Origin of the sequence: Thioalkalivibrio sp. AKL9, assembly GCF_000377825.1 — a bacterium.
Classification (GTDB): domain Bacteria; phylum Pseudomonadota; class Gammaproteobacteria; order Ectothiorhodospirales; family Ectothiorhodospiraceae; genus Thioalkalivibrio; species Thioalkalivibrio versutus.
In genome coordinates this window covers 234,474-248,991 of the sequence record NZ_KB905103.1, presented here as the reverse complement: position 1 = coordinate 248,991, position 14,518 = coordinate 234,474, and the positions used below count along the sequence as shown (strand labels likewise).

The window sequence follows — 14,518 nt, the reverse complement described above, 5'->3', positions numbered from 1 at the left end:
CTGTTGTGACTAGCCTCGAAGGTCCCCGAGACGCGCCTGTACCAGGGTGATCAGGGCCATTGCGGCCGTCTCGGTGCGCAGGGTCCGCGGGCCCATGCCGACGCCCAGAAATCCGCCTGCCCGGGCCTGCTCGCGCTCCGCAGGCGTTAGCCCCCCTTCCGGTCCGATATACAGCGCCACTGCGCCGGGCGGGTGCCCGCGTGCGACCAGGCGGTCGTCCAGCCCGGGCGCGCCTTCCTCGGCGAGCAGCCCGAGGCTGTCCGGGCATTCCGCGAGTGCGGCCGCGGGCAGGGCCGGTTGATGTAGCGCGGGCAGTTCATTGCGGCCGCATTGCTCCACAGCGGCCTGCAGGATGCCCTGCCAGTGCCGCTGGCGCTTCTCCAGTCCCTTGTGGGCGGCAGCCGAACGCGAGCGCTCGCACAGCACCGGGCGGATGGACTGAACGCCGAGCTCCACGGCCTTCTGAATGGCCAGGTCCATATGGTCGCCGCGGGCCACGCCCTGCAGCAGGTGGATCGGAAACGCGGGATGGGTCGGGGCGGCGGCACGTTCGCCCAGATGGAAGGTGCCGTGGCGTCGGTCGGTGAGTTCGAGGGTCGCGTCGAATTCGTTGCCGAGGCCGTCGAAGACGCGGCAGGGGGCACCGCTTTTTAGACGCAGGACGGTGGTGGCGTAATGCAGCCGGTCCTGTGGGGCGGGGAGCGACTGCCCCGCGGCCAGTGCCTCGGATTCGAGCAGCAGCCGGGGGCAGCGCATGCCGTCTACTTCCGGTTGTCGAGGTCCAGGGCCTTCCAGATCTGTTCGGTTGGTCCGGCCTGGTTCATCGAATAGAAGTGGATTCCAGGCGCGCCGTTATCGAGCAGGTCGTCGGTCAGACGCGTGGCGACCTCGATCCCGAATTTGCGGATCGATTCCTTGTCGTCGCCATAGGCCTCCATCCGCTTGCGGATGTAGCGCGGGATCTCGGCGCCGCACATCTCGGAGAAGCGCACGATCTGGGTGTAGTTGGTGATCGGCATGATCCCGGCAATGATCGGGATTGTGATGCCCATCTTCTCTACCCGTTCCATGAAGGCCACGTAGGCGTCCGGATTGTAGAAGTACTGGGTGATCGCGGCGTCGGCGCCAGCATCCACCTTGGTCTTGAAGTTCTCCAGGTCCTTCTCGGCATTCGGTGCCTGCGGATGGAACTCCGGATAGGCCGCGACCTCGATCTTGAACTGGTCGCCGAACTCGGCGCGGACGAACTCCACCAGCTCGGAGGCATAACGGAAATCACCGCCGGAATGCTTGGTGCCGGACGGCAGGTCGCCGCGCAGCGCCACAATGCGCTTGACCCCGGAATCGCGGTAGGTCGACAGCAGGTCCCGCAGCTCGTCCTTGGTCGACGAAATGCAGGAGACATGCGGGGCGGCGGGGATGCCATCGTTGTCGATGATGTCCCGGACCGTCTCCAGGGTGCGGTCGCGGGTGGATCCCCCGGCGCCGAAGGTGACGGAATAGAACTCGGGATTCAGTGCGCCCAGACGCTTGCGGGCCTTGGCCAGGCGTTCGGCTCCGGCCTCGTCCTTGGGCGGGAAAAATTCAACGCTGTAGACGCGTTCTTGTGCAGACATGTTTGTCCTCCAGACAAAAAGAAGGCGGACCGCACGAACATGCGGCCCGCCTCGGCGTTCACATTACCAACGAATTGAAATGTGAGGCTGGCCGATCAGTAGCGGTAGTGTTCCGGCTTGAACGGGCCATCCGCCGACATACCCAGGTACTTCGCCTGATCGTCGGTAAGACGGGTCAGGTTGGCGCCCAGCTTGAACAGGTGCAGCTGTGCGACCTTCTCGTCCAGGTGCTTCGGCAGCACGAAGACGTTCTTGTCGTACTGGTCACCCTTGGTCCACAGCTCGATCTGAGCCAGGGTCTGGTTGGTGAAGGAGTTGGACATCACGAAGCTCGGATGGCCGGTACCGCAGCCCAGGTTCACCAGGCGGCCTTCGGCCAGCATGATGATCCGGTTGCCATTCGGCAGGATGATGTGGTCAACCTGCGGCTTGATGTTCTCCCACTCGTACTTGCGCATCGCGGCCACGGCGATCTCGGAGTCAAAGTGACCGATGTTGCAGACGATGGCCTGGTTCTTCATGCGGGTCATGTGATCTTCGGTGATCACGTCCTTGTTACCGGTCGCGGTGACAAAGATCTCGGCCTTGTCGGCCGCGTCTTCCATCGTGACGACGCGGAAACCTTCCATCGCGGCCTGCAGGGCGCAGATCGGGTCGATTTCGGTGATCCACACGGTGGCACCGAGGCCGGCCAGCGACTGGGCGGCACCCTTGCCGACGTCACCGTAGCCGCAGACCACGGCGATCTTGCCGGCGATCATGACGTCGGTGGCGCGCTTGATGGAGTCCACGGTGGACTCGCGGCAGCCGTACAGGTTGTCGAACTTGGACTTGGTGACCGAGTCATTGACGTTGATCGCCGGGAAGGCCAGTTCGCCGTCTTTCGCCATCTGGTACAGGCGATGCACACCGGTGGTGGTCTCTTCGGTCACGCCCTTGATCTTGGCGAGCTGTTCGGAGTACCAGGTCGGCTGCTTGGCCAGGCGATCCTTGATCGAGGCAAACAGGGCGACTTCTTCTTCGTTCTCCGGGTTGGAGATGACCGACTGGTCCTTCTCGGCCTTGGCGCCGATGTGCAGGAGCAGCGTGGCGTCACCGCCATCGTCCAGGATCATGTTGGCGCCGCCGTCGAATTCGAAGATCCGGTGGCAGTAGTCCCAGTACTCTTCCAGGGTCTCGCCCTTCACGGCGAAGACCGGGGTGCCGGCGTCGGCAATCGCGGCCGCGGCGTGGTCCTGGGTGGAGTAGATGTTGCAGGAGGCCCAGCGCACGTCGGCACCCAGGGCTTCCAGGGTCTGGATCAGCACCGCGGTCTGGATGGTCATGTGCAGGGAGCCGGCAATCTTGGCGCCCTTCAGCGGCTTGGAGGCCGCGTACTCTTCGCGAGTCTGGACCAGACCGGGCATTTCGGTCTCGGCAATCGCAATTTCCTTGCGGCCGAATTCGGCAAGGTTAATGTCCTTGACGACGTAATCGGTGGTCTTTTTGTCGTTCATCACAGCATTCATGGATCAACTTCTCCGTTTATCTGGATGAGCGCCGTGTTCATGTTTCAGGGTGCATCCGGCTGAGCCTGACGGTAAAACCGCTGCAGCGCTCCTCAGCCGGATGGGTATTTCTTTCAAGAAATGTCGGGGCTCTTAGAGGCCCGCCATCTTCTTAAGTTCCTCGGCCTTGTCGGTACGCTCCCAGGGGAGGTCGACATCTTCGCGGCCGAAGTGACCGTAGGCGGCAGTCGCCTTGTAGATCGGACGCAGCAGATCCATCATCTGGATCAGGCCCCACGGGCGCAGATCAAACACTTCGCGCACAAAGCCTTCGATCTTGCGATCGTCCAGCTTGCCGGTGCCGAAGGTGTCGATCGTGATCGAGGTCGGTTCGGCCACGCCGATGGCGTAGGAGACCTGGATCTCGCACTTCTCGGCCAGGCCGGCGGCAACGATGTTCTTGGCCACATAGCGACCGGCGTAGGCTGCGGAACGGTCCACCTTGGACGGGTCCTTGCCGGAGAACGCGCCACCACCGTGACGGGCCATGCCGCCGTAGGTGTCGACGATGATCTTGCGGCCGGTCAGGCCAGCGTCGCCCACCGGGCCGCCAATCTCGAACTTGCCGGTCGGGTTGATGTGGAGCTTGTCGTCGGCGACCTGGCTCAGCCATTCAGCCGGCAGGACCTTCTTGAAGATCTCTTCGTAGATCGCTTCCTTCAGATCCTTCTGCGAGATGTCCGGGCTGTGCTGGGTCGACAGGACCACGGCGTCCAGACCGGCCGGCTTGCCATTTTCATAGCGCAGGGAGACCTGGCTCTTGGCGTCTGGACGCAGCCACGGCAGCTTGCCGCTCTTCATCAGTTCGGACTGGATGCGCACCATCTTGTGGGCGTAGAAGATCGGGGCGGGCATCAGGGTGTCGGTCTCGCGGGCAGCGTAGCCGAACATCAGGCCCTGGTCGCCAGCGCCCTGGGTGGCGCGGTCGGAGACGTCGCGGTCCACACCCATGGCGATGTCCTGGGACTGCTCGCCCAGCACGTTCAGCACGGCACAGGTCTTGCCGTCGAAGCCGACGTCGGAATCGTTGTAGCCGATCTCGACGACGGTGTCGCGCACCAGGCGCTCGTAGTCGATCTGCGCGCCAGTGGTGATTTCGCCCAGCAGCATGACCATGCCGGTCTTGGTGGCGGTCTCGCAGGCGATGCGTGCATGCGGGTCCTGCTCGATGATGGCGTCGACGATGGTGTCGGACACCAGGTCGGCCATTTTGTCGGGGTGACCGGCAGAGACAGATTCCGAAGTAAAGATATAGTCGTTGGACATTAAGCGTTCCTTTTGGGGTCGTTTCGATTTAGTTTTGCGCAAAACGACCTCTAGTGTAACGCGACTCGCAGGATTTTTCTAAGCCCCTCCCCCGCGACAGTCAGGGCATCGGTGTCCCGGCCGGCGGCGAGGGCGCAGCGTGGCGCGGTTTGGGGCCGACTTGCCCCGGTGCCCGAAAGTGGCCAAAATGCACCGCCTTTGATGGGGAGTGCTGCCCGCCGCGCGTTCGCGTGGCCGAGTAAGGGCCCGCTCCCGCAGGCTGCTCGGGCCACCGCCGTGCGCTGGCGCGCCGGCCGGTACTGGTGAGCCCTCGTTCGGTCGACTCGTCCGGGTCTGCCGCCGCTGGCGCCTCGCGCCGCCGCCCGCCATCAGCCGAACCCAATACTACTTAGAGCAGGAGATCAGCATGCCGACCCGTAGAGAGCTTGCAAACGCCATCCGCGCCCTTTCGATGGACGCAGTTCAGAAGGCCAATTCCGGTCACCCGGGAGCGCCGATGGGGATGGCGGACATCGCCGAGGTGCTGTGGAACGACTACATGCAGCACAACCCGGCGAACCCGAGCTGGCCGGATCGCGACCGCTTCGTGATGTCCAACGGTCACGGCTCCATGCTGGTCTACTCGCTGCTGCATCTGAGCGGCTACGACCTGCCGATGGACGAGATCAAGCAGTTCCGTCAGCTGCACTCCAAGACCCCGGGCCACCCGGAATACGGCTACACCGCCGGTGTCGAGACCACCACCGGTCCGCTCGGCCAGGGCATCTCCAACGCGGTCGGCATGGCGCTGGCCGAGAAGATGATGGCCGCCCACTTCAACCAGCCCGGTCACGACATCGTCGACCACAACACCTACGCCTTCCTCGGCGACGGCTGCATGATGGAAGGGATCTCCCACGAGACCTGCGCGCTGGCCGGCACCCTGGGCCTGGGCAAGCTGGTCGCGTTCTGGGATGACAACGGCATCTCCATCGACGGCGAGGTCGAGGGCTGGTTCACCGACGATACCCCGGCCCGTTTCGAGGCCTATGGCTGGCACGTCGTGCGCGGTGTGGATGGCCACGACGCCAACGCGGTCAAGGCCGCGATCGAAGAGGCGCGCCAGAACAGCGACAAGCCGAGCCTGATCTGCTGCAAGACCGTGATCGGCTTCGGTTCCCCGAACAAGTGTGGCAAGGAAGAGTGCCACGGCGCCGCCCTGGGCGACGACGAGGTCGCCCTGACCCGCAAGGAACTGGGCTGGGAGCACGGCCCGTTCGAGATCCCGGGCGACATCTACGAGGGCTGGAGCGCGAAGGACAAGGGTGCCAAGGCCGAGACCGAGTGGAAGGAACGCTTCGCCGCCTACAAGGCCGCCCATCCGGAACTGGCCGCCGAGTTCGAGCGCCGGATTGCCGGTGATCTGCCGGCCGACTGGAGCGAGAAGGCCAACGCCTATATCAAGCAGACCATCGAGAAGGCCGAAAAGGTCGCCTCGCGCAAGGCCTCGCAGAACGCGATCGCCGGCATGGCCCCGGCCGTTCCGGAACTGCTGGGCGGTTCCGCCGACCTGGCCGGCTCCAACCTGACCATGTATGGCGGGTCCAAGGGCGTCACCCGTGACGACGCCGCCGGCAACTACGTGTTCTACGGCGTGCGCGAGTTCGGCATGGCCGCAATCATGAACGGTATCGCCCTGCACGGCGGGTTCATCCCGTACGGCGGTACCTTCCTGATCTTCTCCGACTATGCCCGTAACGGCATCCGCATGTCCGCGCTGATGAAGCAGCGCGTGATGTACGTGCTGACCCACGATTCCATCGGTCTCGGCGAAGACGGCCCGACCCACCAGCCCATCGAGCAGACCCCGAGCCTGCGTCTGATCCCGAACCTGAACGTCTGGCGCCCCTGCGACGCGGTCGAGACCGCGGTCGCCTGGAAGGCCGGCATCGAGCGTACCGACGGCCCGTCCGCGTTCATCCTGTCGCGTCAGGGCCTGCCGCACATGGAGCGTGACGGCGAGCAGCTCGCCAACATCGCCCGCGGCGGTTACGTGCTGAAGGATTGCGACGGCACCCCGGACCTGATCTTCATCGCCACCGGTTCCGAGATTGAACTGGCCGTGCAGGCCGCCGACGTGCTGAGCGGCGAGGGCAAGAAGGTCCGCGTGGTCTCCATGCCCTGTGTCGAGCTGTTCGACCAGCAGGATCCGGCTTACCGCGAGGCCGTGCTGCCGAAGGCCGTGCGCGCCCGTGTCGCCATCGAGGCCGGCGCGACCACGACCTGGCACAAGTTCACCGGCCTCGACGGCGCGGTGTTTGGCCTGGATCGCTTCGGCGAATCCGCCCCCGGTGGTGCCCTGCTCGATTACTTCGGTTTCAAGCCGGAGAACGTCGCCCAGGTCGCGCGTGACGTGATGAACGGCTGAGCCCGAATCGATTTCGCTTAAGCAATAAAGAGGAGACTCTCATGTCTATCAAGGTTGGTATCAACGGCTTCGGTCGTATCGGCCGCATGGCTTTCCGTGCCATCGCCAAGGATTTCCCGAACCTCCAGGTGGTCGGCATCAACGACCTGCTGGATCCGGAATACCTGGCCTACATGCTGCGTTATGACTCGGTCCATGGCCGCTTCGAAGGCGACGTCAGCGTCGACGGCAACGACCTGGTGGTCAATGGCAACCGCATCCGCCTGACCGCCGAGAAGGATCCGGCCGCGCTGAAGTGGGGCGATATCGACGCCGACATCGTGATCGAATCCACCGGTCTGTTCCTGACCGCCGAGACCGCCCAGAAGCATCTGGACGCCGGCGCCAAGAAGGTCGTGATGTCCGCGCCGTCCAAGGACGACACCCCGATGTTCGTCTTTGGCGTGAACCATGGTGAGTACGCCGGCCAGAACATGGTCTCCGCCGCGTCCTGCACCACCAACGCCTTGGCCCCGGTGGCCAAGGTGCTGAACGACAAGTTCGGCATCAAGCGTGGTCTGATGACCACCGTGCACGCCGCCACGGCGACCCAGAAGACCGTCGATGGCCCGTCCATGAAGGACTGGCGCGGGGGCCGCGGCATCCTGGAGAACATCATCCCGTCCTCCACCGGTGCCGCCAAGGCCGTGGGCAAGGTGCTGCCGGAACTGAACGGCAAGCTTACCGGCATGGCCTTCCGTGTGCCGACCTCCGACGTGTCGGTGGTCGACCTGACCGTGGAGCTCAACAGCGACGCCAACTACGACGACGTCTGCGCCGCCATGAAGAAGGCCTCCGAAGGCGAGCTGAAGGGCGTGCTGGGCTACACCGAAGACCTGGTGGTCTCCACCGACTTCCGTGGTTACACCGCCCCGTCCGTGTTTGACGCCGGTGCCGGCATCCAGCTGGACCCGACCTTCGTGAAGGTCGTCGCTTGGTACGACAACGAGTACGGCTACACCTGCAACATGCTGCGCATGGTGGAGCACGTCGCCAAGTAAGGCCGGATGGCCGGGCCCCTCGGGGTCCGGCCATTTGCATTGCCTGGGTCCAAGAGGCCTGGGGCCAGTCCCTGCGGGGGCTCGCCCGAAGCCTTTTCTCTTTCCAACCGTATTTCGAGAGGTACTCCCATGTCTGTCATCAAGATGACCGATCTCGACCTGCAGGGTCGCCGTGTGCTGGTGCGTCAGGATCTCAACGTCCCGGTGAAGGGCGGCAAGGTCACCTCCGACGCCCGTATCCGCGCGAGCCTCGAGACTGTGCAGAAGGCCCTGGACGCCGGCGCGGCCGTGATGCTGATGTCGCATCTGGGCCGCCCGACCGAGGGCGAGTTCTCCGAGGAGGACTCTCTGGCCCCGGTCGCCGAGCATATGGGTGGCCTGCTCGGGCGCGAAGTGCGCCTGGTTCGGGATTACCTCGACGGCGTGGATGCCAAGCCGGGCGAGGTGATCCTGCTCGAGAACGTGCGCTTCAACGCCGGCGAGAAGAAGGACGACGAGGCGCTGGCCAAGAAGTACGCTGCGCTGTGCGACGTGTTCGTGATGGACGCCTTCGGTACCTCCCACCGCGCCCAGGCCTCCACCCATGGCGTGGCCAAATTCGCCCCGCAGGCCTGCGCCGGCCCGTTGCTGGCCAAGGAGCTGGAGGCTCTGGGGCAGGCCCTGGAGACCCCGAAGCGCCCGCTGGTGGCGATCGTCGGTGGGTCCAAGGTCTCGACCAAGCTGACCGTGCTGGAGTCGCTGTCCAAAGTTGTCGATCAGCTGATCGTCGGTGGCGGCATCGCCAACACCTTTATCGCGGCCCAGGGCCATGGTGTCGGCAAGTCGCTGTACGAGGCGGATCTGGTCGATGAGTCCAAGCGCCTGATGGAGGCCGCCCGCGCCAAGGGCGGCGAGATCCCGGTCCCGACCGACGTGACCGTGGGCAAGGAGTTTTCCGAATCCACCCCGGCCGAGACCAAGGCCGTGGACGCCGTTGCGGCCGACGACATGATCTTCGATGTGGGCCCCGAGACCGCGGCCACCTATGCCGAGGCTCTGCGCAATGCCGGCACCATCGTCTGGAACGGCCCGGTGGGCGTGTTCGAGTTCGATCAGTTCGCCGGTGGCACCAAGGCCCTGGGCGAGGCGATCGCCGAGAGCAATGCGTTCTCCATCGCCGGGGGTGGCGACACCCTGGCCGCGATCGACAAGTACAACCTGGCGGATCGCATCAGCTACATCTCCACCGGCGGCGGCGCCTTCCTCGAGTTCCTCGAGGGCAAGACCCTGCCGGCCGTCGCCATCCTGGAAGAACGGGCCAAGGGCTGAGGCCCTTGTCCTTCCCCGCTGACGGAGACACGCGCGGATGAGACGTACCAAGATCGTAGCCACGCTGGGGCCGGCAACGGACAGCGACGAGGCCATGGAGGCCATCATCCGGGCCGGTGTGGATGTGGTCCGGTTGAACTTCTCGCATGGCGATCCGGATGACCACCGCCAGCGCCTGGCGCGGCTGCGGGCCGCCTCCGAGCGCGCCGGCCGTTGCGTCGGTGTCCTGGGCGACCTGCAGGGCCCCAAGATCCGCATCGACCGCTTCCAGCAGGGCAAGGTGCAGCTGGAAGAGGGCGCACCCTTCGCGCTGGATGCCGAGCTGGATCGCGACGCGGGCGATGCCACCCAGGTCGGCCTGACCTACAAGGACCTCCCGGACGACGTGCGCACGGACGACATCCTGCTGCTGGATGACGGCCGTATCGTGCTCAAGGTCACGGCGGTCAATGGCAGCCGGATCGAGACCACCGTCGAGGTCGGCGGCGAGCTGTCCAACAACAAGGGCATCAATCGTCAGGGTGGCGGCCTGTCTGCGCCCGCGATTACGGACAAGGACCGCGACGATATCCGCCTGGCGGCCGAGCTGCAGGTGGACTACCTGGCCGTCTCGTTCCCGCGTTCCGCCCAGGACCTGCACCTGGCGCGGGGCCTGTTGAAGGATGCCGGCTGGGAGGCCGGGATCTGCGCCAAGATCGAGCGCTCCGAGGCCCTGGAGGTGATCGACGAGATCATCGCCGCCTCGGAGGTCATCATGATCGCCCGCGGCGATCTGGGTGTGGAGATCGGTGACGCCGAGCTCCCGGGGGTGCAGAAGACCCTGATCACGCGCGCGCGCAGCCTCAATCGTCTGGTCATCACCGCGACCCAGATGATGGAGACCATGATCCAGAACCCCATCCCGACCCGCGCCGAGGTGTTCGACGTGGCCAACGCGGTGCTGGACGGCACGGATGCGGTGATGCTCTCCGGCGAGACCGCGACCGGGCGTTATCCTGCGCGCGTGGTCACCAGCATGGACCGGATCTGCGAGGCCGCCGAGCGCCAGCGCGCCGCACGCCAGTCGGACCATCGCATGGATTCGACCTTCGGCCGGGTCGACGAGGCCATCGCGATGGCCACCATGTATACCGCCAACCATCTCGATGTCTCCGCGATCGCCGCGCTGACCGAGTCCGGTTCCACGGCGCTGTGGATGTCGCGCATCAGCTCGGGCATCCCGATCTACGCGCTCACCCAGCACGAATCCACCAGCCGCCGCATGACGCTTTATCGCGGCGTCTATCCGGTGACCCTGAAGCCGATCCCCGAGAGCCACGAAAGCGTGAACCGTGAGGCGGTGAACTTGCTCAAGGCCGAGGGCGTCGTGCAGGATGGCGAGTTGGTCATCATTACCAAGGGCGACCTGCAGGGCGAGCATGGCGGCACCAACGCCATGAAGATCGTGCGCGTCGGCGAACTGGCCTGAACCGCGCACCGCCCGCAGTCGCCAACCAGATCAATCGACTTTTTCACTACCTCAGTCCGAATCCCGTAAGGAGGAATCCATGGCTCTAATCTCACTTCGCCAGCTTCTGGACCATGCCGCCGAACATGGCTATGGCATGCCGGCGTACAACGCCAACAACATGGAACAGGTCCATTCGATCATGGAAGCGGCCGCTGCGGTCGACTCCCCGGTGATCATTCAGGCCTCCGCCGGTGCCCGCAAGTACGCCGGCGAGCCCTTCCTGCGCCACAACATCATCGCCGCCATCGAGCAGTACCCGGACATCCCGGTTGTGCTGCACCAGGATCACGGCTCCGAGCCGGCAGTCTGCCTGCGCTCCATCCAGTCCGGCTTCAGCTCGGTGATGATGGACGGCTCCCTGATGCCTGACATGAAGACCCCGGCCTCGTACGACTACAACCGTGACGTGACCGCCAAGGTCTCCGAGATCGCTCACGCCTGTGGCGTGTCCGTGGAAGGCGAGCTGGGTTGCCTGGGCTCCCTGGAAACCGGCATGGCCGGCGAGGAAGACGGTTCCGGCGCCGAGGGCCAGCTGTCCCACGACCAGCTGCTGACCGACCCGGACGAGGCCGCCGACTTCGTGAAGAACACCAAGTGCGACGCCCTGGCGATCGCCATCGGTACCTCCCACGGCGCCTACAAGTTCACCCGTCCGCCGACCGGTGACATCCTGGCCATCCAGCGCGTGAAGGAGATCCACGCCCGCATCCCGGATACCCATCTGGTCATGCACGGCTCCTCCTCCGTTCCGCAGGAGTGGCTGCAGATCATCAACAAGTACGGCGGCGACATGGGCGAGACCTACGGCGTGCCGGTCGAAGAGATCCAGGAAGGCATCAAGCACGGCGTGCGCAAGGTCAACATCGACACCGACCTGCGCATGGCCTCCACCGGTGCGGTGCGCAAGTTCCTGGCCGAGAACCCGAAGGAATTCGATCCGCGCAAGTTCCTGAAGGCCTCGACTGCCGCGATGAAGGACCTCTGCCAGGCCCGTTACGAGGCCTTCGGTTGCGCCGGCATGGCGTCCAAGATCAAGCCGATCTCCCTGGACGACATGGTCAAGCGCTACCTGTCCGGCGAGCTGGATCCCAAGGTCAACTGATCCTGCGGATTGCAGCACGAAAAAGGGGGCTTCGGCCCCCTTTTTTTGTGCCATGATGAATGTATTCGTTAGGGAGACGCCGACGCATTCGCGCGGCTGCGTCTCCCTTGGCCTTTCTGGAGGTTTCCACGATGCAACGACTGATCCTTTTCTGCCTGACGACGCTGGTGTTTGCCGCCATGGTGGGGAGCGCTCACGCGAACCCGTTCAGCCGCGAGATCGATCCGCAGGACATCATCGATCGCGCCCAGGCGACGGTGGAGAACATGGCCACCCACCCCGAATACGAGTCCCTTAAGGAGGACCTGCGCGACGCCCGCGGCGTGGTGATCTTCCCGCGCGTGGCTCGCGGGGCCTTCCTGATCGGAGGCTCCGGCGGCATCGGCGTGTTCCTGGCCTGGGACGACGAGCGCGGCGATTATTCGCCGGTGGCGTTCTACTCCCTCGGTTCGGTCAGTTTCGGCATGCAGTTCGGTGGTGATGCCGCCGAGGTGGTGATGGTCGCGCGCACCCAGGATGCGGTGGACTCGATGTTCGGATCCGCCATCCGCCTGGGGGGCGATGCCTCGGTGGCTGCCGGTCCGGTGGGTGCGGGCCGGAGTGCCACCCCGACGGCCGACTTCCTGTCCTACTCGCGGGCGCGGGGTGCCTACCTGGGCATGAGTTTGTCCGGCTCGCGCATGACGGTGCGCGACGACTTCAATGAGGCGTACTACGGCGAGTCCCAGCGCCCGGTGCATATCATCGAGACCCGGCGCGTCGACCGCGAGGGGACCCGTGCCCTGCGCGAGACCCTGGCCGGGTTCCGGGTTGACGAAGAGGAAGCCCCTGCGGCCTCCGAGTCCCGCGGTCAGGAGCGCGAGTCCTCCGGCGGCGTGCGCCCGGACAACTTCGAGGTGGAGAGCTTCTGAACCAGCGCCGCGCGGGTGATGCCTTCCGCTGACTCGATGATCGGGGCGCTCGTGCGTGAACGCAGCGCGGCGGCATTGTCGAGGCGCGGGTCGGCATCCACCCGGCGCCGGTTCAGCACGATCCCGGCCAGTTGCAGGCCGCGTCGTTCCAGGGCCTCCAGGGTCAGCAGGCAGGTGTTCAGTGTGCCCAGCCGGTCCTCGGCCACCAGCAGGACCGGCAGCCCGAGGGCCTCGGCGAGGTCCGCGTTCAGGCCATCCGCGCAGAGCGGCGAGTAGAAGCCCCCCGCACCCTCCACCAGCCGCGGGCCCGTGCCGTCGGCTGCGCAGGCCGCGGCCAGCTCCGCGATCGTCAGGCGCACGCCCTGGTTCGCGGCGGCCTGGTCCGGGGCGATGGCATCGGGGAAGCGCCAGGGCGTGACCCGCTCGATGGCGGCGTCCGGAAGGCCCGCCGCGTGGGTCAGGTTCATCCCGTCCTCGGGCCGCAGCCCATCCGGGCTCGGCGGGCAGCCGGATTCCACCGGTTTGCGCGGTTGCGGCCGCAGCCCACGATCCCGCCAGAGTTCCAGCAGCGCGCAGCTGACGAAGGTCTTGCCGACGCCGGTGTCGGTGCCGGTGACGAACAGGCCCTGCGGGGGCGCTCCTGTCTGTGCCGGGCTCATGCGTCGCGGGTCAGGCGCTCCAGGGCCTCGCGATAGCGCGCCGCGGTCTGTTCCACCACTTCCGCGGGCAGCTCGGGGCCGGGCGGCTGCTTGTCCCAGTCCAGGGTCTCCAGGTAGTCGCGTACGTATTGCTTGTCGAAGGACTCGGGGCTGGTGCCCGGCGCGTAGCGGTCGGCGGGCCAGAAGCGCGAGGAGTCCGGGGTCAGGACCTCGTCGATCAGATGCAGGGTGCCGGCGGCATCGACGCCGAACTCGAACTTGGTGTCGGCGATGATGATGCCGCGCTCGGCCGCGTAGTCGCGCGCCATCGCGTAGATCGAGAGTGCCGCGTCGCGCACCTGCCGCGCCCGGTCCTCGCCGATGGTCGCCACGACGGCATCAAAGTCGATATTGGCGTCGTGGTCGCCGACGTCGGCCTTGGTGCTGGGGGTGAAGATCGCCTCGGGGAGCTTCGAGGCGAGCTCCAGGCCGGCCGGGAGCGGGATACCGCAGACCGCGCCGCTGGCCTGGTAGTCCTTCCAGCCAGAGCCGATCAGGTAGCCGCGTACCACCGCCTCCACCGGCAGGGCTTCGAGCCGGCGGATCACCAGGCTGCGTCCTTCCAGCGGGGCGCGAACGGCCGGGTCCGGGATCACCTGTTCCAGCGGGATATCGGTCAGCTGGTTGGGAATGCCCAGCTCGCGCTCCACCTTGTGCATCCAGAACTGCGTGATCTCCGTCAGCACTCGGCCCTTCTCGGGCACGGCCGTGGGCAGGATCACGTCAAAGGCGGACAGGCGGTCGGTGGTGACCATCAGCCAGTGGTCGGCGTCCACCGCATAGAGATCGCGCACCTTGCCGCGATGCACGAGTTCCAGGTCGGGGAGGTGGCTTTCAAGCAGGGTGTCAGTCATGCCGCGATTCTACCGGGCGCGGGCCTTGCGCACCACGAAGCGGACGAAGCCACGAAGAAAAGCGATCCACAAGGAGACGCGACGATCGGCAGCAAGCGCATGGGCGCGTCGCGCCTTATCCACCGGCCATTCACGCCCCCGCTTCGCTCTCACCAGTAAGGCCTTCCGGCCTCTGCGTCTCCCTGTGGGTCGCCCTTGACCGGCCTTTTCTTCGTGCCTTGGTGGGCTTCGTGGTGCGCATGGCTTGTCGGGTGGGGCC

12 protein-coding genes and 1 riboswitch are annotated in these 14,518 nt (G+C 65.6%); of the genes, 6 read left to right on the top strand and 6 right to left on the bottom strand.

Annotated features, from left to right (window positions below; genetic code table 11):
- Positions 1–9: 9 nt before the first annotated feature.
- The 4 genes from D573_RS0101285 to metK form a co-directional block, all read right to left on the bottom strand.
- Complete coding sequence (locus D573_RS0101285; protein ID WP_018145134.1) at positions 10–756, bottom strand: 16S rRNA (uracil(1498)-N(3))-methyltransferase; 747 nt, start codon at positions 754–756, stop codon at positions 10–12.
- Positions 757–761: 5 nt separating this feature from the next.
- On the bottom strand, positions 762–1,616 hold the full coding sequence (gene metF / locus D573_RS0101280) for a methylenetetrahydrofolate reductase [NAD(P)H] (protein ID WP_018145135.1): 855 nt from the start codon (positions 1,614–1,616) through the stop codon (positions 762–764).
- A gap of 95 nt (positions 1,617–1,711) precedes the next feature.
- Positions 1,712–3,124, bottom strand: coding sequence for an adenosylhomocysteinase (gene ahcY / locus D573_RS0101275; protein WP_018937383.1), 1,413 nt, complete (start codon positions 3,122–3,124; stop codon positions 1,712–1,714).
- Between the two features lie 19 nt (positions 3,125–3,143).
- Positions 3,144–3,224: riboswitch (S-adenosyl-L-homocysteine riboswitch) on the bottom strand.
- Between the two features lie 32 nt (positions 3,225–3,256).
- Complete coding sequence (gene metK, locus D573_RS0101270; protein WP_018145137.1) at positions 3,257–4,429, bottom strand: methionine adenosyltransferase; 1,173 nt, start codon at positions 4,427–4,429, stop codon at positions 3,257–3,259.
- Between the two features lie 406 nt (positions 4,430–4,835).
- Here metK and tkt point away from each other — a divergent pair, with 406 nt between their 5' ends.
- From tkt to D573_RS0101240, 6 genes are all read left to right on the top strand, one after another.
- Positions 4,836–6,836, top strand: a complete 2,001-nt coding sequence (gene tkt, locus D573_RS0101265) for a transketolase (RefSeq protein WP_026287884.1) — start codon at positions 4,836–4,838, stop codon at positions 6,834–6,836.
- 41 nt (positions 6,837–6,877) lie between these two features.
- Positions 6,878–7,876: a type I glyceraldehyde-3-phosphate dehydrogenase gene (gene gap, locus D573_RS0101260; protein WP_018937381.1), complete on the top strand. Its 999-nt coding sequence runs from the start codon at positions 6,878–6,880 to the stop codon at positions 7,874–7,876.
- Positions 7,877–8,005: 129 nt separating this feature from the next.
- Positions 8,006–9,184 carry a phosphoglycerate kinase gene (locus D573_RS0101255; RefSeq protein WP_018937380.1) on the top strand — a complete coding sequence of 393 codons (1,179 nt, stop codon included), beginning with the start codon at positions 8,006–8,008 and terminating at the stop codon, positions 9,182–9,184.
- Positions 9,185–9,221: 37 nt separating this feature from the next.
- Positions 9,222–10,652 carry a pyruvate kinase gene (gene pyk / locus D573_RS0101250; RefSeq protein ID WP_018145141.1) on the top strand — a complete coding sequence of 477 codons (1,431 nt, stop codon included), beginning with the start codon at positions 9,222–9,224 and terminating at the stop codon, positions 10,650–10,652.
- Positions 10,653–10,731: 79 nt separating this feature from the next.
- On the top strand, positions 10,732–11,796 hold the full coding sequence (fba, locus tag D573_RS0101245; RefSeq protein WP_018145142.1) for a class II fructose-bisphosphate aldolase: 1,065 nt from the start codon (positions 10,732–10,734) through the stop codon (positions 11,794–11,796).
- A gap of 131 nt (positions 11,797–11,927) precedes the next feature.
- Positions 11,928–12,707 carry a lipid-binding SYLF domain-containing protein gene (locus tag D573_RS0101240; protein ID WP_018937379.1) on the top strand — a complete coding sequence of 260 codons (780 nt, stop codon included), beginning with the start codon at positions 11,928–11,930 and terminating at the stop codon, positions 12,705–12,707.
- Here the strand turns inward: D573_RS0101240 and bioD are convergent.
- Both bioD and D573_RS0101230 read right to left on the bottom strand, forming a co-directional pair.
- Positions 12,647–13,366 (bottom strand): dethiobiotin synthase, encoded by a 720-nt coding sequence (gene bioD / locus D573_RS0101235; protein WP_018937378.1) that lies wholly within the window; start codon positions 13,364–13,366, stop codon positions 12,647–12,649. The genes D573_RS0101240 and bioD overlap by 61 nt on opposite strands.
- Positions 13,363–14,259 carry a phosphoribosylaminoimidazolesuccinocarboxamide synthase gene (locus D573_RS0101230; protein WP_018951008.1) on the bottom strand — a complete coding sequence of 299 codons (897 nt, stop codon included), beginning with the start codon at positions 14,257–14,259 and terminating at the stop codon, positions 13,363–13,365. Before D573_RS0101230 ends, bioD begins: the two co-directional genes overlap by 4 nt.
- Positions 14,260–14,518: the final 259 nt, after the last annotated feature.